Raw genomic sequence first — 22,729 nt, forward strand, 5'->3', positions numbered from 1 at the left:
AGCGCGCATCCGCCAGCATATTTGGAGTGGACCATGAGCAGCGACAACGACCGCAGGACGCCCGTCGAAATCGCCGTAAGACGCCGCCGCCGCTGGCGACTGGCGATTGTCATCCTCTTGCTTTTCGCGGCAGCCTATTACCTGATCTTCGTCAACCAGTACGTCGTCGCCTTTCGAGACCAGATCGACCATTTCACGCACGGCTCGATCGGTAGCGAAACGGCGACCGGGCCACCTTACTGGGTCTTTAAGGCGCTGCCCGTCATGTATGCCAGCAAGCTCGGCCCGGAAGGATGGGGCCGCTTCGGTTTTCTCTATGAAAAGCCCGGCGACGATCTGCCGATCGGCGTATCGCGACGTGTTGTCTCCGGCGTCGAACGCGTCTGGCTGAACTGTTCGGTCTGTCACGTCGGCACCTACCATTTGCAAGGCGATCCCGTTCGCCATCTGATCCCCGGCGCGCCGTCCAACAATCTGCGCCTGCAGGAATTCATCCGTTTCTTCATCGATGTCGGCCGCGACCCGGGCTTCAACGCCGATACCCTGATTGCGGCGATTAACAGCCCTGAGGTTGGCGGCGATCTCAATGCCTTCGATCGTCTGATCTACCGCTACGTGGTTTTCCCGAGGGTCAAGAACGCTTTCCTCGAACTCGGCACCCAACTCGCCTTCGTCAATCGCCAGGAGGACTGGGGTCCGGGCAGGGTGGACACGTTCAACCCCTACAAGGCCCTGCAGTTCAACTTCCCGATGGACGAGGCCAATGTCAGTGTCGCCGCTCTCAATGGTTCCTCCGATTTTCCCTCCATCTGGCGGCAGCGCCCGCGCGAGGGCATGAACCTCCATTGGGACGGCAACAACGATTCCGTGGCCGAACGGAATTTGAGCGCGGCACTCGGCGCGGGCGTGACGCCGGTGACGGTCGATAGGCCATCGATTGCGCGGGTCGAAGACTGGATGTGGGACCGGGCGGCGCCTGCCTTTCCTTTTGCCGACATGATCGATCCGGCAAAGGCAGCGAAAGGCAAGGAGCTTTTCCTGCATTACTGTTCCGACTGCCATGGTTTCAAGGACGGCGCCGTCTACAACTATGATACCGCGCGGTTCAGCCGGCTTGGTAAAACCGTTCCTCTGGCCAAGATCGGCACCGATCCCGGCCGCTGGGCTTCCTACACGCAGAATTTCGCCGCCGAGCAGAACCTGCTTTACTCCGGCTATCCCTGGCGCTTCAGCCGTTTTCACAAGACGGATGGCTATGCCAACCATCCTCTGGACGGCATCTGGGCACGATCCCCCTATCTTCACAACGGCTCGGTGCCGACCTTGCGCGATCTGCTCGAATCGAGCGCCAAGCGGCCGCGCGTCTGGTATCGCGGCAACGACGAGTTCGATCCCGTCAGGGTGGGCTATCGGTCGGATGCGGCCGGCGGCGGCGACCTCTTCCGCTACGACACGTCGCGGCCCGGCAATGCCAATACCGGCCATGAAGGATATCGCTACGGCACCGATCTGCTCGACACGGAGAAAGACGCCCTCGTTGAATACATGAAAACGCTATGACCCAGTCGCGATCGCTCAGTAAATGGAAGGCCCGGCATGCGATCCTCGTCTGGATCGGGATCCTGCTGAACTTTGGCTTCGTCCTGCCGCTTATCTCCTGCCCGGAATGGATCCTCGGGCTCTTCGGCGTTACCATCAATCAGCTTATCTGGCCGCGCTTTGCCGGCCTGCTGCTCGGCATCCTGACGATCTTCTACATTCCCGCGACGCTGGACATCGACCGCTACCGGGTCTTCGCATGGCTCGCGGTGTTTCCGTCGCGAGCCCTCGGCACGGTCTTCTTCTTCCTCGCCGTCTTCGTCTTCGATCAGCCTGTCGGCTATCTTGCCGGCGTGTTCCTGGACGGGTCGATCGGCATCGTAACGCTGTTTTGCCTTTTGCGTATCGTGCGCCTCGAACAGGACATTGCTGAAGGAGCGCGCGGATGAGGCGGGTGTTCTGGAAGTCGCTTTTCGTGTTGCTGATCATCGTCGTGGTCGGGGCGGGCGGCTTGTTCCTTCTGTTGTTCCGGCCTGTTGCGCAGGTTAGGTCGAACGATCTCGCGGAAGTTTTCAACCACGGCTCGATCGGCAACGAGGAGACGCAGGGCATCCCGTACTGGATATGGCAGGTTCTGCCGCAAATCTTTCCCGACCACCTGCCGGCCAACAAGGATGGCTGGGGTGCCTTCGGACTTTACTGGCAAGCCGGCGATGAAGTTCCGGTCGGCCTCTCGGTGAAGACGCTTGGCGTGATCGGACGTGTTTCGCCGAACTGCGCCTTCTGCCATCAGGGTAGCTACCGGCTTCGCACCGACGAACCAGCGCGTCTGGTGGTGGCTGGACCGGGAACCAGGGTTAACCCGCAGGCCTATATCCGCTTCCTGATCGACGTCGGCGCGGACCCCCGCTTCACCGCCGATCGGGTGATGACGGAAATTGCCAGGATCTATGACATGCCGCTCTGGGAGCGCGCGCTCTATCGCTTCGTCCTGGTGCCCGCGACGCGTGCGGCGCTCACGGAGCAGGGACAGCGCTTTGCCTGGATGAAAAGCCGTCCCGACTGGGGGCCGGGCAGGATCGATCCGTTCAATCCGGTCAAATTCCAGAATCTCAGACTCGCCGACGACAACACGATCGGCAATTCCGACATGATGCCGCTGTGGTCGCTCGCCGAGGTCGCCGCCACCAACACGCGCCGCTTCTCGCTTCACTGGGACGGATTGCAGACCGATCTCTTCGAGACGGTTGTTTCCGGCGCTATCGGCGACGGCATGACCTACAAATCTTATGCTGGCGCGGAAGAGGGCCTTCGTCGGGTAATGGATTTCATTCGCCTGCAAGGTTCCCCGCCATCGCCGTTTTCGATCGCCCGGCCGGTCGGCGATCCCTATCGCGTGGACGTCGTGGCGGTGGATGCCGGCCACACCATCTATGACAAGACCTGCGCGGTGTGCCACGACCCGCGCGGCGGTCGCTACCGGACGCCCATTCCGATCGTCGAACTCGGCACCGACCGACACCGTATCGACATGTGGACGCCGGCCGCGCGCGACCGCTACGTGGTCTATGAGCCTGGTTATGCCTGGGGTTTTTCCAATTTCCAGAAGACCGACGGCTATGTCGCCACCGGCCTGCGCGGCCTCTGGCTGCGCGGACCCTATCTGCACAACGGCAGTGTTCCGACCTTGCGGGCGCTGCTTGCCCTGCCGTCCGAGCGGCCGAAGCGCTTCTATCGCGGCTATGATCTGATGGATGCCGAGAATGGCGGTTTCGTCAGTGCACCGGGCACAGAGGGTGAAAAATACGGGACGCTTTACGACACAAGCCAGGCCGGCAACGGCAATGAAGGGCATCTCTGGGGAACCGACCTGTCTGCGGGGGAAAAGGAACAGCTTCTTTCATACCTCAAGACTCTTTGACCATCAGGAGAAGGAACGATGGCGAACATAACACGGCGAATAGTGCGGTTTCTGGCCTGGACGGTCGCAACGCTGGCGACGGTCGCAGTCGTTGCCGTCGCCGGTCTTGTCCTGTTCGTCTGGTGGCTGATCGAACCGGACTCGAGCAAGTTCGGCAATGTTCAGGATGAAGCGAAGCTCGCCAATCGCACGGTTGCCGAGTTCTCCGGCGCCGACGAGCCCTACTTTGCCGCAATGGACAAGGGGCTGCTGCTGCCGCCCGCAGCCGGAAAGGATTATCCCAAGGAGATCAAGCAGATTGCCGAAGCGACGGGGCTCGACCCAGAAGCCGTTCGCAAGGCGGCGATTCGGGGCCAAAACGCATGGATTGTCTGGACCGGCGGCAATGACCGCTTCTGGGACTTTGCCGCGCGCTCGACGCTTGGCTCGTTCGATCTTTTGAAGACGATCTCGTCCTATCCCTCTCCGACGATGGCCTATGGCCGCGATAATCGGTTTCGCTATCTGGGTCTCGTGAACGAACCCTGCTTCAGCGCTCCGAAAGGCCCGGATGCCGATCATTGGGGCCTGTGGCTCGATCAGCGCCACAAGGACTGCCCGGCCGACAGTTTCGGCGGCAATCCCTCGGCGGACGCCCGCTACCCCGGCGTCAAGATCGGCGCGCGCGGGAAAACCTTCAAGATCAAGGGTGAAGAAATACCCTTTCCTGTCGGGTCCTACTATGGCGAGCCGACCGGCGTGATGGGATTGCGCCTGTTTCCCAACCCGGATTTCGACGGCAAGGCTGCCGAGCGCTGGGATCCGGTCCGGTATTACACCGACCCCGCCTACTATAACGACAAGGACCTGGTCCGTCCCTACCGGGTCGGCATGTCCTGTGCCTTCTGCCACGTCGGCCCAAACCCAATCAATCCGCCGAAAAACGTGGAGAGTCCGCTGTTTCCTGAAATCTCCTCGAATGCCGGCGCGCAATATTTCTGGGTCGATCGCATCTTCTTCTGGAACACCAGGCCGCGTGCGTCATCGGGAAATCCCGCTCCGAACGAGGCAAATTTCCTTTTCCAGCTGTTTCACACCAACCCGCCCGGCTCGCTCGACACGTCCCTTGTATCGACGGACTACATGAACAATCCGCGCACGATGAACGCGGTCTATGAAGTGTTCGACCGCTTGCGCATGGCCGCCAAGACAGGCAAGGAAGCCCTCAAGGGCGATGAGAAGGACAACAAGCAGTTTCAAGATTTTCGCGAGACCGCGGCATTCGGTTCGTTCTTCGACAAGACGACCGACGCCGTTGCCTCCATGCGCGTTCTGAAAGACGGGTCCGATTCCGTCGGCACGCTCGGCGCGCTCAATCGGGTCTATCTGAACATTGGCCTCTTCAGTGAAGAGTGGCTTTTGCATTTCCGTCCCTTCCTCGGCGGGCAGAAGATCTCTCCGATCCGCATCGCCGATGCGCAGAAGAACTCCGTCTATTGGGGAGCCACCGAGGCGATGACGCCCGATATGGCGATCTTCTTCCTGGTCACGGCGCGGGCCGACCACCTTGCCGATGCGCCGGGCGGGCGTGATATCCTGGAACAACGCGTTCCCGCCGAGGTCGATCGTGGAAAGATCGTGTTCGCTGAAAACTGCGCCGCCTGCCACTCTAGCAAGCAGCCGACCCCGCCGGCCGAGCTTGGCGTCGATCAGGGAATTTGCGCCAGTGGTGGCGCCGGCCCGCATTACCGCGAATGCTGGGACCGTTACTGGGCCTGGGCGCAGTCCGACGCCTTCAAGCGCGGCATGGTCAAGCTCGTTACCGGACCGGATGAGAATGGCAAGGATTTCCTTGATGGCAACTACCTATCGACGGAAAGACGCGTGCCGCTCGACGTCGTGCGCACCAATGCCTGCAGTGCGATTGCCACCAATGGCCTTTCCGGCGATATCTGGGATAACTTCACCTCATCGACCTACAAGTCCCTGCCCGCTCCGGGTGAAGTGACTGTCAATCATCCTGTATCCGGCGCGGCAACGCCGCTCCAGCCGGCCGGCAAGGGACGCGGCTATCTGAGGCCGCCATCGCTGATCAGCCTTTGGTCGACCGCGCCCTTCCTGCTCAACAATTCGGTTGGCCACGAGGAGATTTACCACGGCCCCGACTACTATGATCAGGACGATGCCGGCGGGTATCACCCCGATCACAGCGCTGCATGCCCGGCCACCGACCCGAGCGATCCTTATCTGCCCTGCGTACAGAACAGACTCGCCGTCTTCGACCGCTCGATCCGCCAGATGCTGTTGCCTGAGACGCGCCGCACTGACACCCTGACGCAGATGCCGGTGCCCGGCTATATCTACAGGACGACCGCGCCATCCTGCCTCATCGTTCCGGCGGGCTTCGTGCCCGACAAGCTGCGGCCATTCACTGGCGTGCTCAGCAGTGTGGCCGGCTGGGCCTTCAAGAAGGACGGTTCGATCACAGTTGGTCCGTTCCCGGCAGGGTTTCCGATCAACGCGCTCGTCAACACCAAGCTGCTGCCCGACAATGACGACGAGGACAAATGGGCGAATTATGAGCGGCTGATCGACAACGGCCCGGCGCTCGTCAGCGCCTTCGCGAAGCTCGGCGGACAATGCACGCCGCAAGAACTGGCAGACCCTGCCATTTGGGCCAAGGCCGAGACGGTTGTCCGCGACGCGAAGCTCATCGATCGTCTCGTCGCCCTCAGCAAATGCTCCGACTATGTGGTCAATCGCGGCCATACCTTCGGCGCCGATCTGCCGCAATCGGATAAGACTGCGCTGATCGCCTATTTGAAGCAGTTCTAACGATGCCCGATGTCGCGACCCACGACTACATTGTTATCGGAAGCGGTGCCGGTGGCGCTGTCGTGGCCGCTCGGCTCGCCGAAAAGGGCCGTTCAGTGCTCGTCATCGAGGCCGGCGGCGATCCGCTCGCGAACAAGGACGATCCGACCAGCGACATGCCGCTCTTCGACGCCTATCGCGTTCCCGCCTTCCATGCCTTCGCCTCCGAACATCCGGGCATGGCGCAGGACTATTGGGTCCGCCACTATCGAAGGCAGCGCATGCAGGAACGCGACTGGCGATACGACAAAGAGAAGGACGGCGTGCTCTATCCGCGGGCGAGCGGGCTTGGCGGCTGCACGGCGCATCACGCGATGATCATCGTCCGCCCTAACCATTGCGATTGGAACCACATTTTCCAGCTCACGGGCGACGACAGCTGGAGGGCCACGCGCATGCAGGCCTATTTCGAGCGCATCGAGCGTTGCCGTTACCGCATCTTTCTGTGGCGATGGCTCGCGCTTGCCACCGGTCTTAATCCGACCGGCCATGGCTGGTGGGGCTGGATGACGACGGAGCGGGCCTTGCCGCTTAGGGTGCTGCGCGACTGGCCGCTTTTGCGAGCGCTCCTGCGCTCCATCGGCGCGGCTGCCGATGCATTTGGCAAGAGCGGGATCGAATGGGAGACGGTCGAAACCGACCCGAATGACCGGCGCAACTGGAATGCCGACGCCTGCGGCGTGCGTGTGATACCCCTATCGACGCGTCGTCACGCGCGGCACGGCCCGCGCGAACGGTTGCTCAAGGTGATGAAACGCCATCCCGACCGCCTGACAATTCGCCTGAACACCAAGGTGACGCGCATCGAGTTCGCCGGAAAGCGTGCGGTCGCAGTGCATTGTGTCGATGGCGACGGAGCGAAGCACGTCATCCGCGCCGGGCGCGAAATAATCGTCGCGGGCGGCGCCTTTGCGACGCCGCAGCTTCTGATGCTGTCCGGGATCGGCGACCGCGACCATCTCGAGAAATGCAACATTCCGGTTGTCCAGAACCTTCCCGGTGTTGGCCGCAACCTCCAGGATCGCTACGAGGTCGGCGTCGTCAGCCGGATGAAAGAGCCTTGGGCGGCGCTCAAGGGCGTGACTTATACCACCCGCGACGCGTCTTACCGATGGTGGCGATGGTTTCGCATCGGCAATTACACGAGCAACGGCCTGATGTTTTCCCTGGCGCTGAAGTCCAGCGACACGCTCACCGTGCCGGACCTGCACTGCTTTTCACTGCTGGCTGATTTCCGCGGCTACTATCGCAGCTATTCCGAGCGCATTCGCGCGCGGGATTACATGACCTGGGTCGTCCTCAAGGCCTATACCGAAAATCACGCCGGCACGGTAAAGCTCAGAAGCGCCGATCACGCGGTTCCGCCCGAGATCGTCTTTCATTCCTTCTTCGAGGCGGGAGGCCGCTACAGGCGTGACCTCGACGCCATGGTTCATGGGATCCGCTTCGTCAGAAAAGTCACCGATGCCATGGACGACGTTGTCGCCGACGAGGATGAGCCGGGACGTCAAAACGACAGCGACGAGGCGCTTCGCCGCTATGTTCTGGAAAACGCTTGGGGCCATCATGCTTGCGGCACCTGCGCCATCGGTCCGCAAGAACAAGGTGGCGTTCTCGACAGCCGGTTCAAGGTGCATAGTGTCGAGGGATTGCGGGTCGTCGATGCGTCGGTCTTTCCGCGAATTCCGGGCTATTTCCTCGCCACGGCCATATATATGATCGCCGAAAAGGCCGCAGACGTCATTCTCGCCGATCCATAGAGCTCTATAAGGGGAGTGTGGCAATGAGCAGGGATACTGTCACCCAGCAGGAGAAGCCCAGCCTCTACAACTGGCTCGGCGGCGGAGTTCGGCGCTTCGTCAGGTGGTGGCGGCGTTTCGACGCCGGGCTCAATCGACCCCTGCCAGCCGGGCGCGCGCGCCTCTCAACCTTGCTGGCGCCGGATGGCTATCCCTGGTTCGTCTCAGTCCTTGCCGGCATCCTGATCATTGCCATGGCGCTCGGCCCAACATTCGCGACCGGCCCAATCAACCTCCTGTTTCTCGCTATTGGCTTCGTGCTTCTGCTTGCGCTGCACATAGCCGCGGCAAAGCGTGTCTGGGTCGGTCAGTACCTGCTTGCCGGGCAGCTCTCAATCCTGGCCATCCTGCTGGTTCTGCTGATCTTGCGTTCGCGGCCGGAGGCCTATGGGGCGGTGACCTCCGCGCCCCGCCTCCATGTCGGGGCCGCGGTCGTTGCTGCCCTGATCATCGCACTGTCAGCGGTATGGCTGATCACCCGCACATTGTTCCGATCCGACGCCGGCGGTGCGCTCGCACAGAGCCTGCCGAAGGTGGAGCTCTTCCTGCCGAAGGACCGCTATGATTTCATGGGGCGGGGGCCGGTGGCGGCCCTGGCATCGGCCTTCGCCATCGCGCCGATCCGCTATCCCGTCGAGATCCTGCTGCCGGGCTCGCTGCTCTCCCTCTTCGTGCCGGACCATTATCTCTCTTATGTTTTCTATTTGGTCGGCTTTGCGACGTGGGTCGCCGTCTTCCTGGGCATATTATTCGACCGCCTGATGGAAATCCTGCAGACCATCGGCCGCCTTTTCTTCATCGGCCCGCAACGCGTCATCAGCATTCTGGTTGTCGTCGTCGCCATCCTGCGTCTGCTTGACGTCCATTATATCACCTATCTCTTCAATGCCGGCAGCAAAGGTTTCGGCAATACCACGATCATGGGCTATATCGCGCTCGCATATGTTGTTGCCTGGTACTACGCGTTCTGGTGCGATAATTTCGTCGCCCGCCGGCTGATCCGTCTTCTCGACAGCGACAAAACCTCGGTGAGTCCGGTGAAAATCTCTTATGATTTTAGCGGCAGCAGTACGTTGAGCACGGTCGAGAACCTTGGACGCACGATCGCGCTACATGGCGCCGGCCGTCTCAAGGTCGAAGGTGTCTATCGGGGCAGCAAGGAGACCCACGGGGAAAGCCGACGGGCGATCCAGTTCATGACGCCAGCTGAAGTCCTCGCCCAGTTTCGCGCCCAGCTAGAGCGCCTGCCCGCCGACCTGGCTCCTGCGGGCGATCTGCTTGCAAGCCTTCGCAATCTGCAGCGATCGACGATCATCTACCCCGTAATCGTTGGGACGCTGGCCTTCAGCCTGATCGGCGTGCCGGCCTATATTACCTTCAATCGAGCCATCCAGCCGCCGGAACTTGACGTCCGCTCCGCCGAGCACGTCGATAAGTCATTGGCGAGCCTGCTGTTCGGTCCGGGCAGTGCGAACAAAGAGTGCTCTGAACTCTCTGCGACCGCACCGCGTATCGCCGTCGTCGCTTCGGGGGGCGGCACGAGAGCGGCCATGTACACCGCCTCGGTGCTGCACGGCCTCGCCGAACACAACATGATCTGCAATGTCGTGGTGGTCAGCGGCGTGTCGGGCGGCAGTGCTGCGCTCGCCTATTTTGCGCTTCACGAAAAAGAGCTTCGCCATGCCGGCGCGATGGACCCGGTTGCCTGGGATCGGTTTTCGCGGGCCATGGCGCTACCCTATATCGAATATGCCATCGACGGCGCCAGCGACATGCGCATCGTATTCGGGCGCGATCACTGGGCGGCATCGACATGTGACGAGTCCCAAAAGCCAGAGGGCCATGTGCGGGGTTGGATGCCTGCGCGTTCGAGATTGGGTTCAATCCTGGCGGAATCCTTCGTCTGCGAGATGGGCGCCGCGACAATGGCGACACCATCCTTCGGCATCATGCTCAATACGGCCATTGTCGGCTCGTTCAAGGGCCTGGACCTGCCCTGCGACGCGGACAAGACTCTCTTGCTGGCGGAGCGCGCGACGAACTGTCGTGAGGACCTCGATGCCGCACAGGCGGGAGGCAGGCTTGTCCTGACAAACCTTTCGGCCCCCGTCCCGCCACCTGACGACGGCTCGCACCAGATGCAGATGATCACCATCAACAACAAGGATGTCTCGGTTGCGCGCGCCGCAGCCCTGAGCGCCAACTTCCCGCCGGTCTTCCCCGACGCGGCCATCGATGTGCAGTTACCGCATGAGGGGAAGCGCTACTGGGTCACCGATGGCGGTGCGGTCGAAAATCGCGGTGCAATGACGCTCTACTACGCTATCCGCGACGCGTTTCGATCGGCGCCCGACAATCAGCAGCAATTGCCGCCGCTCTATATTGTCGTTGCCGACGTGTCGGCATCGGCTAGCCGTTATAGCGAAAGTTTCGGCTTCGGCTCGGTGCTCGGTGCGGGCGGCCAGCTCAGCCTGGGTCTAGAGACGGAGCTCCGCGCGGCGATCGGAAAGCTCTATTGCGATCACCGCTCGCAGTTCAGCGCACACGAGATCACCATGCCGGCGATGTTCACCAATGGCGGCATCGGCACGCATTGGCTGCTGCCCAATTCGCTTTCACTCGCCAATCCCGCGAACCCTTCCGACAGCCGTGTTCTGGCTGCTGCTGACATCGAGAAGCTCGTCCTGGCACTGCACAGCAAGGATCAGCCCGTCTATGACGATGATGCGGCAAGAACCGTGTCCGAATGGGCGCATGACCCCAAGAGATCGAACCATGATGCCAATTGGCGGGCATTGTTGAATGCCCTTTCGTCAAACCAAGCCATGCCGAGCTCGATCTGCCCTGGCGCTAAAAAGTAAGACCCCGATCGGCATCGTAAAGTTAACGTGTCAGCCATGAAGAATTGCGAAGTGAGGGCATAACCTGCTTTGCTTGCTCTGAACCCCAAAAAGCGGGATCTTTTATCATTTGGATGGCGAAACCGTTGACAAGGCCCTAATGCGCGGCAGGCAGTTCTTGCACGAACGGTTTTAAAAGCTGACATTCACAATGACAGCTTTTGCGCAAACCGGACACCCTGCAATCGATAGCGGGAAGAATCATGTATCGCTAGCTAACAGCCGTCGCCAAATGGTGAGGGGAACCGAGGCCCAACTCATTTGGTCCGCACGTTCCGCGTCGAGGCAACCGGGCCTGAAAGGCGGGCGCCAGTTCGTGGCCATCCGCGAGCTTTGTCGGATACTGTCCACACCATGTAGATCATTGCGGAAAATGGCTTTCGATTACACGCGCGGCCGATCTCTCCCACTCGCCGCGTGGCATATCGTCTGGATATGGCAGACTCCGAATATCTCGCGCCAACTCGAAGGCCCGCTCGATCAACCTCTTCATCGTTTCCATCTCTGGAAAAACAAGCCCCCGCGGCAGTGGCCAACCAAGCTTTCGCCACCCTTCGAATACTAGCTTCAATAGTTCACTCTTGGGGATGATGTCAGCCCTTGTGGTGCGCCACAACCATTCCCCATTGGAGAGTCGTAGACGCGCTGGGATAAATCGCTCTAATACCATTGCAAGCAGTTCTGCAGCTCCGGGCTTGATCAGCGGTTCGCTAGGCCTTTTCTTGCTGCGGCGGTCCAAGGAACTTTGGAGAAACAGCAAGTCCCGCAAGCGCAGTGTTTCATCCAGCATGATTTGCTCTTGCTCAATGAATGGTCCAACAAAGCGCGGACCCTCCTCATGATCGATAATGATGTCATCTGGATGCGGCAGAAGCTTGGGCATGGGTTCGCCACGAGCCTGAGCGTCGGAGAGTTTTGCTTTTCCTTCGTTCTTGCGGTTTTGCCAGAACACATTCTGCTCTTTGATGTGGAGCGCTCGTGCGACATCGCCCTTCTGCATGAGCGCAAGTAAGGTGGCCAGAGCACGGGAATCGCCTTTGGCCGATTTAGCAAAGAGTGCGTTGACGGCGACTTCCATCATATTCATGTACTTCACTTCGCCGTTTTCCCGCACCGGGACAATACGGTTGGCAACGTTCATGACGGTGGACAATGTGCGCTGATCGGGAAGCGACAGATTGGACGGAGTTTTCTTCGGCCGACCTTTGGGGTTGCCGGATTGCCCCTTCTTAAAGCGGCTCTGTTCGGGTGGATTGCCATAGCCGACGTCATCTCCAAAGATGACATGGTGTTTGATCTTTTCCTCATCCATTGAAGCGTCTCCGTTTGCTAGTTGCAGGGCGCGCCGGCGCTGTGGGTGTCGCGACCGGTCCAAGCCTGATTGCAGCCGTGGCTTCAAAGCTGTCGCCACCGTCCGGGAGCACTGCGTTCTTGCCGGTGTATTGCTGCCAGCGCCGAACGATGGTGTCGCAATAAATCGGATCGAATTCGAGTAAACGCCCTTGCCGGCCACAAAGCTCGGCGGCGATCATTGTGGAACCTGAGCCGCCAAACACATCGAGCACAATCTCACTGCGCCGTGAGCAGTCACGGATGGCATCGGCAACCAGTGCCACCGGTTTGACGGTCGGATGCATAGAGAGTTCATCCATGCGATGGGCGCCAAGACTGCTGATGCCGGCATAGTCCCAGACATTGGTGCGATAGCGTCCGGTTTCTCCGAGACCAAAGCTGTTGGTATGGGGTGCCGTGCCGGCCTTGAAGACAAAGACCAATTCATGCTTGGAGCGGTAAAAACTCCCCATGCCGCCATTGGTCTTGTTCCAGACGCAAAGGTTCTTGAGCTCGGAAAACGCCGTTTCGCCGGCATCCACCACCTCACGCATATGTCGCCAGTCCATGCACACGAAGGCGATGGCGCCGTCCTTGGCAACGGCAGCCGCATTGCCGAGTGTGGTGGTTAGGAATTCCGTGAACTGGCTGCTGCTCATCTCACCGGAGGCGAAGGCAAATTCCCGATGTTTAACCGAGCCCAGGCCGCCGACAATGCCGTCGATTGCAACATTGTAGGGCGGGTCGGTGAAGATCAGATCAACCTTGGCGCCGTCCACCAGCCGGCCGACATCCTCTGCTGATCGCGCATCACCGCACAGCAGTCGGTGACGCCCGAGAAGCCATAGATCGCCCATTCTTGTCACCGGTGGTCCCGACGCCGGTTCGACGATCCGATCGGCAACATCGTCACCAGCCGACGGCGAGGCCTCGCGTGCCTGGTCCAGCGAAAAGTCGATCTCAGCCAGCGAAAACCCGGTCAGCGAGACATCGAAGTCGAGGTCGATGAGTGCCTGCAATTCGATCGCCAGGATTTCTGTGTCCCAGCCGGCATTGAGTGCCAGCTTGTTGTCGGCGAGCACATAGGCGCGCCGTTCCTCGGCAGACAAATGCGACAGCCTGAGAATAGGCACGGTTGCCATCCCAAGCTGCTCGGCCGCCATCACCCGACCGTGACCGGCGATGATCTCGCCATCGTCACTAATCAGCACCGGGTTTGTGAAGCCGAAGCGCCGGATGCTGTCGACGATTTGGGTCACCTGGCGCTTAGAGTGTGTGCGGGCATTGCCGGAATAGGGGCGAAGTGCTGCGAGCGGCAGCATCTCGATTGAAGGGGAATGCATGTTCATAGGTGCGATCCTCAGAGCGGGAAATCACTCATGCAGACTATGATTGGCTACATTCTGGCTACGATCAAGCCGCTTAAATCCGCACAATTCAACCTTGCCGCGTGCAAAACGGTCGGATTTCGAGATGCCTTTAAGAGGGCTTCAAACACCCTTTAAGACCACTTCAAAAGCCCTTCAAAAGATTTTCACAATCTAAAGTAGAATTACCCTTAAATGGGCAGTCAAATAAAGGTTGTGGATAACTTTATGTGAGACTTATCAATGGGTTGAGCTCGCTTTTGCAATTTTGGCCTGTTGGCGAGAGTGTTGGAACACAACTTTTATGGAGATCGCTGACCGCACACTGGTGGCGATGCGCAGGCGTGCTTCTGGGTAACGTAGATCCGGCAGATTGTGTTTCGGCGTGGCGATTGACCCCGGCATAGGCGTCGAACGTTGACCCCGGCCACACTGAAGAAAACACAAATTGAGCAGTATGTTAATCTGCTTAGACCGGGGTCATTTTTCCGCGCCGAAAGGGGTCAAACTTCAACGCTGAATCACAGGTATGTGGCGGTCTGCCCCACGCCCCGAGGATATTTGGAAAAGGGTTAGATGGGAGAGCAATAAGAGTGCTTTTTTAGCTCATTGACACTTCCGGAGAAGCCTTAAAACGGCGGGTTCCACCTGCTGTCCAAGGTTGCTTTGTTCTTACTAAACCCAATGAGCAACTTTCCCTCCGGCGCGTCAGATGGTTGGGCACCTCTTCCAGGAAATTTAGCTTCAAACCAATGCACGAGCTTATCTTCATCATGCCGGAAAGATTTTTCTGTAGGCTCAAAGGAATATTGGTAGACGATCCACGTTGGAGCCGACACCGCATCCATGGAAAGTTCTTTAGTAAAGCCCGCGTCGCCCGGATCCCCGGTATATACGATTTGTGCCGATTGCAGTGAGCTTGAGGCGTCAGCTGACCATTGTGTAACAGAAATTGCCCGATCTACATTAGTCGTCTCGCAGTATGAACCAAGTTTTGCTCGGGCATAGTAATTTGGGGGGATGGGAAACTTATTTTTCGTACCGGCCAGCTTCCGAGGTTCCTGTAAACCACCGGAACCTGGATCTATAGGATATTCCACGGGTTTAAGCTCTTCCCCGAACGCGGGCAATACCACAGTATTGGCAGCAGCAAATCCGAAAATGCTTTGAATGAGAGTCCGACGGCTTGTAATCAACATAGTTTTCCCCTCCCAAGAAACCTAATCATTTCTGATATCACTCATGCCGTCAATGGGTTGTATACGGAATACGGCACAACGACCGTTGCAAGCTCTCCTATATATGATAATGTCCTTTATGTTATATAGGAGAGAGCCCGTGAGCAGACGCAGAATGACTGACCCGTTCTTTGTTTACGTCCAGGATCACGACCGCAGAGAATTTACCGTCGAAGGGCCAATGGTGGACGATACGCCTTGGTTCGATGCCCTGGAGAAATCCGGGCGCGAAGGCAGCGTTACCGTCACTCCGACAGAGGGTTCGAGAGCTGAGATTACAGCTGGACTGGAGCGCATGGGATTTAAGGGTGTTCCAAGCGGCTCGATTTTGAGAAGGGGAAGTGTGCGATGACGGAAATAGATGACCTCTTGGAAAAAAGCGGTAGGGCAGCGGCAAGTTTGCAGCGTATCGCAGACCAGATGGCACAACGTGCCATCAATAGGGAGGTATACGGGGTCGGCAATAGTGAGCTTGATCGTGAGATTGAAGCAAATCACTACCAAGCTCTACGCAAAGTCTTAGAGCTTGGTAAGCAATTAGAACAAGCTGCGATCGAAGCTGGAATTTTGCGTAAGTCCTCCGAGGAGTCATGATGGCAAAGTTCGAGAGTATTTTTAGTGTGCCTCCAGAACATCGACTGGAAACGCAATTTCACAGTCATGGCGGCGGGCAACGCGAAAGCTGGACACACCAGGAGTACGATGGAGCAGGAAATCTGGTAGCGCGCTACAGGAGTTGGGCGCATACGACCTATTTGGGTGTTCCAACAGATGAAGGGTGGGAGAAGTTTGATCTGGATGGCAATGTGGTGGCCTCAGGGAAAGAACTGCCCATATGAACGACCTCATTCTGTTTGTGCCAGCTCACGTTGAGGTATTTCTTTCCTCTAATGAGCACGACCGCACGAGGTTCTTTGAGTTCTTCACCGTGCAAATCCGCAATCCTAACACTCGTAAGGCCTACGCCCGCGCGGCCGGGGATTTTCTGACCTGGTGCGCCGATCGCGGCGTCACCACCCTTCCCGCCATCCAGCCCATGCATGTGGCGGCATGGATTGAGGAACTGGGCCGGAGCCATGCAGTGCCGACCGTCAAGCTGCGCCTGGCTGCCATCCGGCATCTGTTTGATTGGATGGTGACGGGCCAGGCGATGCCCACCAACCCGGCCCATTCGGTGCGCGGGCCATCCTACTCCACCAAGAAGGGGAAAACGCCCGCGTTGACCCCACAGGAGGCCCGCCAACTGCTCGACAGCATTCCGAGCGACACCATGGCCGGGAAGCGTGACCGCGCGTTGATTGGGCTGATGACCTATTCCTTCGCCCGGGTTGGTGCGGCAATTGGCATGGAAGTACGGGACGTGTTCGTGCAGAATCGCCGCCTATGGGTGCGGTTGCACGAGAAGGGGGGCAAACAGCATGAAATGCCCTGCCATCATAGCCTTGAGGAATACCTGGACGCCTATCTCGCTGCCGGAGGCCTGCGCGACCATCCCCGCAGTCCGTTGTTCCGGACGATCGGCCGGGGCACGGGTGTTTTGACGGAAACCAACCTCCCCCAGGCCAATGTCTATGACATGATCCAGAGGCGGGCCGCAGCGGCCGGGATTGATACGGCGATGTGTTGCCATACGTTCCGCGCCACCGGCATCACGGCGTATCTGAAGAATGGCGGCACGCTCGAAAAAGCCGCGCACATGGCCAATCACAGCTCGACCAGGACAACCCAGCTCTACGACCGCCGCAGCGATGAGGTGAGTCTAGATGAAGTCGAGCGGATTTTGATTTAAGGTATCTTATGTCCGCAATTCCCCCTGCCCTCACCCAGGAACTCCGGCACCAGATGGCTGCGACCATTTCGGGGTACAAATCCTACGAGGTGCCGGGGGTATGCAAACGTCTGGGGTTGGCGGATGGCACGGACGAAGAAGCGTTCCGCAGCAAATACAAGTATGCCCAAAACAGGTTGTCAGCGGTTCATATTCTCCCTCTGCTCCGGATGGCGCGGGATCTGCTCGAAGAAGCCGAGAGCTATGGTCTCTCGGAGGTCGTGGCGAAGATTGATGAGCTGAAAAAGCCGACCGTAACAGAGCTGACCCGGCGCAGGCTCATGGCGGTGTTTGAAGGCCGACCGTTTGCCACGGAGATTGAAGATATCGAATTTTTGAAGAAGGTCTGGCCCGTCGAAGCGATGCCAGCCGGCTATTCCGGGTACGGCTCGATTTTGGACGAGATCTTGCAGCATACCATCAGAAACGATGACTGGAGCCAACCAGAGCTGCTTGCGAAGCTCGGCTTTCTTACCTGCTCCATGGAGCGGCTGTTTATGTTCCTGAAGGAAGTGAGTGGCCCTGTTGCCCAATCCCAGGAAGGGCAAACAGCCTTGGTTGCGCAGTTGAATAATCATCTGCAGCATGATGGCTACCGCCTCGCGGTCGTGGGGAAACTTTCAGGAACGCCGATTTATGAAGTGCAAGCAGCCGCCATGGGCAGCCCGGCCGATCACGGTATTTCCGAAGCCCTCAAGGATTTCGACCCGAACGACGTACACAGCCGATGGGTTGCGGCCGTAGAGCGACGCATCGACGACCCCCGAGGCGCCATTACCTTGGCCCGAACACTGCTCGAGGACGTGTGTAAGTGGATCCTGCATGAAGCCGGTGAAACCTATCAGGATAAGGATGACCTGCCGGTGCTTTACCGCAAACTGGCCAAGGTGCTCCGGCTTGCGCCGGATGACCACACCGAACAGACCTTTAAACAGCTGCTCGGAAGCTGCCAACAGATCGTAGAGCTGCTGGGTTCACTCAGAAGCAAGCTCGGGGATGCTCACAGTCCCGGGCCGAAGAAGGCCAAGCCAATGCCCCGCCACGCCGAACTTGCGGTGAATCTGTCCGGCACCATGGCGACCTTCCTGGTCGCGACTTGGAGGGCTCGGCAGGCAGAAGCGGAGGTTCTGAAGGGATAAAATCTTAAACTATTTTCATCGCGGCGAGGCTGTCCTCCCCCCTTCGTAACCCCAGGAACACGGGGAGGACATGGGAATACGGTAAGTACCGGAGTATACGGAGCACACCGGGAAAATATATACGACTGATTTAATTGAATTATTTTTGACACGCGGTGCGATTTCACGCAGTACAGTATAGTATGTGGCGCGGAATGTTCGTGATTTGCAGCAGTAAATAGCGTATTCACCCCGCTGGGTGCGTCGATTGTGTTTCGGCGTGGCGATTGACCCCGGCATAGGCGTCGAACGTTGACCCCGGCCACACCGAAGAAAACACAAATTGAACAGTATGTTAATCTGCTTAGACCGGGGTCATTTTTCCGCGCCGAAAGGGGTCAAACTTCAACGCTGAATCACACGGCAGATGGGGTAGCATTGCGTTCGAGGGACAAGCGACGCTGTTCACAGGACCGCGTTCAGACGCGGCTAAATCGAATACTCTCATCGCGAGAATTATTTCCATTATTCCCTTTATGAGAGTTGAAATCTCCCGCGACACCCTCTAACACCACACCTGGCCAGCATGACAACCGGGAAATCGCCGGTCCGGTTGGGTGATCCTGCCCTGGCAGCAGTGACACCGTTACGGGGAGAGTGGCGTACCCCCTTGATGGCTAGGGAGCTGCAGACGTGGCCGCCGGTAGGCCCTCCGTAGGCTGCAGCCCAGGGCGGACCTCCGGTGGTCCGCCCACTCAATTCGGTAAGGAATCGCTCGACTAAACTTGAACTACTGGGCGCCAGAGCTAATGTGCGTCGCAAGCTAACTGAGCGGTCGATCCACGTCTTTAAGGTCGGCACTGAGGTGCCGCCATATCGGGAGAAGTGCTTCAGTTGTTTCTGCAGGCCGCAATGCTTGCAGCCAAAAAAGATCCTCAGTCGGGGCGCCGGAGTGCCATCGGAAAGCTGAGGACAGGAGCGCACTGCCGGCGGTGCGCTCCCTTACGAAATAGGTGCCCCGCGTGCGACATGTCGTCGCAAAAAGATGAGAGAGGCAGGCGTGATTACGCGTGAGGAGCTATACCAACTGGTCTGGTCTAAGCCCATGCTGAGGGTCGCCGAACAGTTCGAAGTCTCGAGCAGCTATATGGCGCGGGTCTGCACAGCATTGAATGTGCCACGACCGGCGCAAGGCTACTGGGCCAAGCGCGAAGTGGGAAACGCGCCACCTCAGGAGCCGTTGCCGAATGCGCGGCCGGGCGATCTGCCGTCCTGGGTGCGAGGTGGCGAACTGCCCCGTTTGCCCAAACCTATGTACAGCCCCACACCCACTCCGCAGCCAAAGAAGGTCCGGATATCCAAGGAGGCGGTACACCCCCTCCTTCGCGGCGCCAGAGAACATTTCGATAAGAGTCGGACGGTCGAGGATGGTGCCTATCTCAAACCCTACAAGACGCTACTCCTTGACGTCATCACATCTAAAGCCTGCCTGGAGAAAAGCCTGGGTTTTGCCAATACGCTCTACAAGACATTGGAGGCTGCGGGGCATCGCGTTTTAATCGCACCCCCAAATGAGCGCTTCTCGAGATCGGCCGTGGAAGAGCGGGAAATTCCTGCCAAGCGCCACGAGTACTATAGCTCCGGCCTTTGGTCACCCTATCGCCCTACCCTCGCCTATATCGGAACCGTGCCAATTGGGCTGACGCTCGTCGAGATGTCCGAGCAAATGCTGATGCGCTATATCGGCAACGGCAAGTACATCCGGGAGGCGGATTACATTCCTCCGCGGCGTTCTCGTTATGACTCAAACCACACGTGGACCACGACCAAGGAAGCGCCATCGGGGCGGCTAAAGCTCGTGGCCTATTGCCCCTATCACAAGGTCTCGTGGTCTCAGGAGTGGCAGGAGACGCCGAAGACGCCTCTCGACAAGATCCTGCCGTCGATCGTCAAAGCGATCGAAACGGCAGCCACCGACCTCGTTGCCAAGCTTGAGGAAGCCGACCGGCAGGCGGAGATTGCCCATCAAAAATGGTTAGCTGAACAGGAGCGCTACCGGCGACAGGAAGATGCTCGGCGGATCGAGCAATCCATTAAGGAGAGCCGCGATGATCTCGCGCAAATCATCCAGCGCTGGTCTGAGGTGATGAGTGTCGAGCAGTTTCTAAAGGGCGTCGAGGATCGTGCTACCGGTCTCGACATCCATCAACGAGAGGACGTTCTCGAACGCCTTAACGAGGCTCGATCGCTCCTCGGGACGCAGAACCCGCTGGACTTCATCCTTTCCTGGAAAACGCCGACGGAACGATATCTGCCTCGCTATCCGCAATGCAATGAAGTGAAGGACGAGGAAGACTGATCCCTCGCCTTGCGATCGGCTCGGCTAAGTCCGGGGGCCGTGTCGGCTTAATCCCCGTCCGCGTTTAAGCGCAATCCCATGCCGGAAAATGACAATTCACATTCGCGTAGGCGCAATGCGACTGCGCGTAGCGGCAACGTCATTCCATGCAGAGACACTCAGCGCCTATTTTACGGCAATCTTATCTCGCTTTATGACAATTCAGTCCCGCCAAACGACAATCCAATCCCAGTTAACGGCAATGAAATTCCCTGTTTTTGTCGGCGGACTTGCTGTTTTCAACCGCCAAACTCGCTGCTTCTCGCCACCGCAGTCCGAGTTTAAGCTACTGTAATATCGAGGCTATTTCTAGAATTTCTGCTCGCCTGGCGGCTTCTTCGCGGGAATTCCCTGTTTCCTACCTGCACCTAAAAATTTCATTGCGAGACCGGTACTCGCTGGACTGCCCACACCACCAAATTTTCCCCCGATGAACCACCAGTATTTTATCGTTCCAAAGAGACGCGACATTTCCGTGGGTTAGCGGTTATGCTGTGGGCTCACCAACTGCGCGTCGAACACTTCAACCAGCTTGGCAAGGTCTGTGAGAGATCGCGTGAGACGGTCGATCTTATAGACGACCACCACATCGATCTTGCCTGCATATACATCCTCGGCGCGCCGCAACACAATCAAGCTCTTTGTAGGAGGACGCGACGCCTCTCGGCACTCCAGATCATATGCCGTCGTTCGCTCAGGCTGCGTCAACGCGGAGCTTCTGAGGCATTTCACTGGAGGACCTTGCCGAAACCATAGGCCCCATATATGATGCACATAGTGATGAGGATCGGCACGCGGCGCGCTATCGAAAGCCATATCTGCCAAGCCTATCCAGGTCGCTTCCAGGTGCGGGCTAGACCTTTGCGGCGCCATCATAGGGCGAGTGAGGTCCAGGATTTACCCCCGGACCAATCAGTGGGGTCGTTCAGGTCATGCCCACTCTTCGTTCTCTGCCGGACAACATCGCAATCGATTGCGCCACCGGCGAGTCGATCCTTGAGGCTGCGCGGCGCGCGCATCTCCCAATCACTCATGCGTGCGGCGGCAAGGCAAAATGCTCCACTTGCCGTATTTGGATCCTGAATGGCGTCGAAGCTTGTCCAGCGCAGGGCGAACTGGAGCGCGATCTAACCGGCCGACTGCATCTGACCGAAGAGATCCGCCTGGCCTGCCAGCTACGCCCAACCGGCGATGTCGTTTTCCGTCGCCTCGTGCTCGACGAGACGGATCTCCTGATTGCAAACCAATTGCAGCGGGCCGCTGCCACAAAGTCCGGCGAGCTGAAATCCGTTGTTCTCTTTTTCTCCGACGTCGCTGGCTTCACCCATTTCTCGGAGACGCTGACACCTTATGACGTTATGTATCTCCTTAACCGGTATTTCGCGCAGGTCGGCGAGCTGATCGAACGGAACAACGGCTATATCGACAAGTTCGTCGGTGATGGACTGATGGCGATATTTGGCGTCGACGGCCAGCTCGACGCGCCGATCCGCTCGGTCAACGCAGCACTGCAGACGCTTGCCGCTGTCGACCGGATGAAACCCTTCTTTGCGTCGATGTACGGGATAGAGTTCGACATCCGTATCGGCTTGCATTTGGGTGAAGCGGTCATCGGTTCGATCGGCTCACCCGGTAACGAGCGCCTTACTGCGATTGGCGACACCGTTAATGTAGCAAGCCGCGTTGAGGCTGCCAACAAGGAAGCCGGCACTCGGCTCCTGGTCTCCGAGGCGCTGTACAATCGCGTAAAAGACGATGTCGAGATGACCGATTTCGTCCGTGTGCGGCTCCCCGGCACTTCAGATCGCATTACACTGTATGAAATCGTGAACCTCCGCCCGGAGGCAGAACGTGCGTTGAACGCTGTCTCCGCACGCGATACAGTACACCTCGGCGGCAAAACTTGGCACAAGGCCATACCTGTTGATTCTCTTGTCGAGGGTGAGCCGAAGGTGCTGGGCTTCCCAAGCCTTTATGCGGTGGTCGTGAGGAAAGGCGAACAGATCTTCGCTTTCAATAATGCCTGCCCGCATCTGAAGTTACCATTTTTCGAGGCCGCGGTCGCTGGGCCGACTCCGCCTGCCAGCCGCATTGGTGACGAAGGCACCATCAAATGCCGCTGGCATGAGAGCTGCTTCGATCTGACGTCCGGTGAAATCGTCGGCTGGTGTGAGGCGCTCAATGACGACGGAGTGTCCCCACAGATGCCAATGCTAGGGGACATTTCGAAAAACCGCGCGCCGCTTGAGCTCATCCCCTGGCGCGAGGAGTCGGGCCATATTTGGCTCGCGCTTAGCTGAAGGTGAGTTGTCATCACTCGAAAATCACCAAACCATCGAAGCCGCGTGGGGCAAAGACGCGGCTGCCTGTGGCGTAGACGGCCTTCTGGCAGCGCCAGCCCTGGAACCTCACGCTAGAGAGATGGAAATCGAAATC

The 22,729-nt window shown here is 58.6% G+C and carries 16 protein-coding genes and 1 pseudogene; 13 read left to right on the forward strand and 4 right to left on the reverse strand.

Translation table 11 applies throughout. The features are described from left to right. Positions 1-33: 33 nt before the first annotated feature. Genes ACXHRN_RS20560 through ACXHRN_RS20585 form a run of 6 tightly spaced genes read left to right on the forward strand, consistent with a single transcriptional unit; the run spans position 34 to position 10,973 of the window. Positions 34-1,560, forward strand: a complete 1,527-nt coding sequence (locus tag ACXHRN_RS20560; RefSeq protein WP_488638159.1) for a c-type cytochrome — start codon at positions 34-36, stop codon at positions 1,558-1,560. Continuing rightward, complete coding sequence (locus ACXHRN_RS20565; protein ID WP_488638160.1) at positions 1,557-1,988, forward strand: hypothetical protein; 432 nt, start codon at positions 1,557-1,559, stop codon at positions 1,986-1,988. The genes ACXHRN_RS20560 and ACXHRN_RS20565 overlap by 4 nt, the downstream gene beginning before the upstream one ends. Beyond that, complete coding sequence (locus tag ACXHRN_RS20570) at positions 1,985-3,460, forward strand: c-type cytochrome (protein ID WP_488638161.1); 1,476 nt, start codon at positions 1,985-1,987, stop codon at positions 3,458-3,460. The genes ACXHRN_RS20565 and ACXHRN_RS20570 overlap by 4 nt, the downstream gene beginning before the upstream one ends. Before the next feature lie 18 nt (positions 3,461-3,478). After that, positions 3,479-6,274, forward strand: coding sequence for a hypothetical protein (locus ACXHRN_RS20575; protein WP_488638162.1), 2,796 nt, complete (start codon positions 3,479-3,481; stop codon positions 6,272-6,274). A gap of 2 nt (positions 6,275-6,276) precedes the next feature. Beyond that, positions 6,277-8,073 carry a GMC family oxidoreductase gene (locus ACXHRN_RS20580; protein WP_488638163.1) on the forward strand — a complete coding sequence of 599 codons (1,797 nt, stop codon included), beginning with the start codon at positions 6,277-6,279 and terminating at the stop codon, positions 8,071-8,073. 23 nt (positions 8,074-8,096) lie between these two features. After that, positions 8,097-10,973 (forward strand): hypothetical protein, encoded by a 2,877-nt coding sequence (locus tag ACXHRN_RS20585; protein ID WP_488638164.1) that lies wholly within the window; start codon positions 8,097-8,099, stop codon positions 10,971-10,973. 400 nt (positions 10,974-11,373) lie between these two features. Here the strand turns inward: ACXHRN_RS20585 and ACXHRN_RS20590 are convergent, their stop codons facing one another. The 3 genes from ACXHRN_RS20590 to ACXHRN_RS20600 all read right to left on the reverse strand — a co-directional run bounded on the left by ACXHRN_RS20590 (position 11,374) and on the right by ACXHRN_RS20600 (position 14,910). After that, on the reverse strand, positions 11,374-12,324 hold the full coding sequence (locus ACXHRN_RS20590) for a DUF5681 domain-containing protein (protein ID WP_488638165.1): 951 nt from the start codon (positions 12,322-12,324) through the stop codon (positions 11,374-11,376). Further along, positions 12,317-13,687 carry a site-specific DNA-methyltransferase gene (locus ACXHRN_RS20595; protein WP_488641962.1) on the reverse strand — a complete coding sequence of 457 codons (1,371 nt, stop codon included), beginning with the start codon at positions 13,685-13,687 and terminating at the stop codon, positions 12,317-12,319. Before ACXHRN_RS20595 ends, ACXHRN_RS20590 begins: the two co-directional genes overlap by 8 nt. Positions 13,688-14,340: 653 nt before the next feature. Further along, positions 14,341-14,910 carry a hypothetical protein gene (locus ACXHRN_RS20600; protein WP_488638166.1) on the reverse strand — a complete coding sequence of 190 codons (570 nt, stop codon included), beginning with the start codon at positions 14,908-14,910 and terminating at the stop codon, positions 14,341-14,343. 154 nt (positions 14,911-15,064) lie between these two features. Between ACXHRN_RS20600 and ACXHRN_RS20605 the strand changes: the two genes are divergently transcribed. The 6 genes from ACXHRN_RS20605 (at position 15,065) to ACXHRN_RS20630 (ending at position 20,254) form a co-directional block, all read left to right on the forward strand. Then, positions 15,065-15,301 (forward strand): hypothetical protein, encoded by a 237-nt coding sequence (locus ACXHRN_RS20605; RefSeq protein ID WP_488638167.1) that lies wholly within the window; start codon positions 15,065-15,067, stop codon positions 15,299-15,301. Next, entirely contained in the window at positions 15,298-15,543 is a 246-nt protein-coding gene (locus ACXHRN_RS20610) for a hypothetical protein (RefSeq protein WP_488638168.1), read from the forward strand. Before ACXHRN_RS20605 ends, ACXHRN_RS20610 begins: the two co-directional genes overlap by 4 nt. After that, entirely contained in the window at positions 15,540-15,788 is a 249-nt protein-coding gene (locus ACXHRN_RS20615; protein WP_488638169.1) for a hypothetical protein, read from the forward strand. Before ACXHRN_RS20610 ends, ACXHRN_RS20615 begins: the two co-directional genes overlap by 4 nt. Beyond that, a complete protein-coding gene (locus ACXHRN_RS20620) occupies positions 15,785-16,738 on the forward strand; it encodes a tyrosine-type recombinase/integrase (protein ID WP_488638170.1) in 954 nt (317 codons plus the stop codon). The genes ACXHRN_RS20615 and ACXHRN_RS20620 overlap by 4 nt, the downstream gene beginning before the upstream one ends. Before the next feature lie 53 nt (positions 16,739-16,791). Next, the gene (locus tag ACXHRN_RS20625) at positions 16,792-17,916 is read left to right on the forward strand and encodes an abortive infection family protein (RefSeq protein WP_488638171.1); all 1,125 of its coding nucleotides are present in this window, start codon (positions 16,792-16,794) and stop codon (positions 17,914-17,916) included. Between the two features lie 1,039 nt (positions 17,917-18,955). Then, entirely contained in the window at positions 18,956-20,254 is a 1,299-nt protein-coding gene (locus ACXHRN_RS20630; protein ID WP_488638172.1) for a hypothetical protein, read from the forward strand. 537 nt (positions 20,255-20,791) lie between these two features. Here ACXHRN_RS20630 and ACXHRN_RS20635 read toward each other — a convergent pair. After that, positions 20,792-20,947, reverse strand: a pseudogene (locus ACXHRN_RS20635) (recombinase family protein); the annotation flags it as partial. A 278-nt stretch (positions 20,948-21,225) separates the two neighbouring features. Here ACXHRN_RS20635 and ACXHRN_RS20640 point away from each other — a divergent pair. Next, on the forward strand, positions 21,226-22,593 hold the full coding sequence (locus ACXHRN_RS20640) for an adenylate/guanylate cyclase domain-containing protein (RefSeq protein WP_488638173.1): 1,368 nt from the start codon (positions 21,226-21,228) through the stop codon (positions 22,591-22,593). The last annotated feature ends 136 nt before the right edge of the window (positions 22,594-22,729 follow it).

This window comes from Shinella sp. OV683, assembly GCF_057787725.1.

Bases quoted from the DNA above. Each gene is read 5' to 3' on its own strand.
- ACXHRN_RS20560 (WP_488638159.1), top strand. From the start codon at position 34: ATGAGCAGCGACAACGACCGCAGGACGCCCGTCGAAATCGCCGTAAGA.
- ACXHRN_RS20565 (WP_488638160.1), top strand. From the start codon at position 1,557: ATGACCCAGTCGCGATCGCTCAGTAAATGGAAGGCCCGGCATGCGATC.
- ACXHRN_RS20570 (WP_488638161.1), top strand. From the start codon at position 1,985: ATGAGGCGGGTGTTCTGGAAGTCGCTTTTCGTGTTGCTGATCATCGTC.
- ACXHRN_RS20575 (WP_488638162.1), top strand. From the start codon at position 3,479: ATGGCGAACATAACACGGCGAATAGTGCGGTTTCTGGCCTGGACGGTC.
- ACXHRN_RS20580 (WP_488638163.1), top strand. From the start codon at position 6,277: ATGCCCGATGTCGCGACCCACGACTACATTGTTATCGGAAGCGGTGCC.
- ACXHRN_RS20585 (WP_488638164.1), top strand. From the start codon at position 8,097: ATGAGCAGGGATACTGTCACCCAGCAGGAGAAGCCCAGCCTCTACAAC.
- ACXHRN_RS20590 (WP_488638165.1), bottom strand. From the start codon at position 12,324: ATGGATGAGGAAAAGATCAAACACCATGTCATCTTTGGAGATGACGTC.
- ACXHRN_RS20595 (WP_488641962.1), bottom strand. From the start codon at position 13,687: ATGCATTCCCCTTCAATCGAGATGCTGCCGCTCGCAGCACTTCGCCCC.
- ACXHRN_RS20600 (WP_488638166.1), bottom strand. From the start codon at position 14,910: ATGTTGATTACAAGCCGTCGGACTCTCATTCAAAGCATTTTCGGATTT.
- ACXHRN_RS20605 (WP_488638167.1), top strand. From the start codon at position 15,065: ATGACTGACCCGTTCTTTGTTTACGTCCAGGATCACGACCGCAGAGAA.
- ACXHRN_RS20610 (WP_488638168.1), top strand. From the start codon at position 15,298: ATGACGGAAATAGATGACCTCTTGGAAAAAAGCGGTAGGGCAGCGGCA.
- ACXHRN_RS20615 (WP_488638169.1), top strand. From the start codon at position 15,540: ATGATGGCAAAGTTCGAGAGTATTTTTAGTGTGCCTCCAGAACATCGA.
- ACXHRN_RS20620 (WP_488638170.1), top strand. From the start codon at position 15,785: ATGAACGACCTCATTCTGTTTGTGCCAGCTCACGTTGAGGTATTTCTT.
- ACXHRN_RS20625 (WP_488638171.1), top strand. From the start codon at position 16,792: ATGGCTGCGACCATTTCGGGGTACAAATCCTACGAGGTGCCGGGGGTA.
- ACXHRN_RS20640 (WP_488638173.1), top strand. From the start codon at position 21,226: ATGCCCACTCTTCGTTCTCTGCCGGACAACATCGCAATCGATTGCGCC.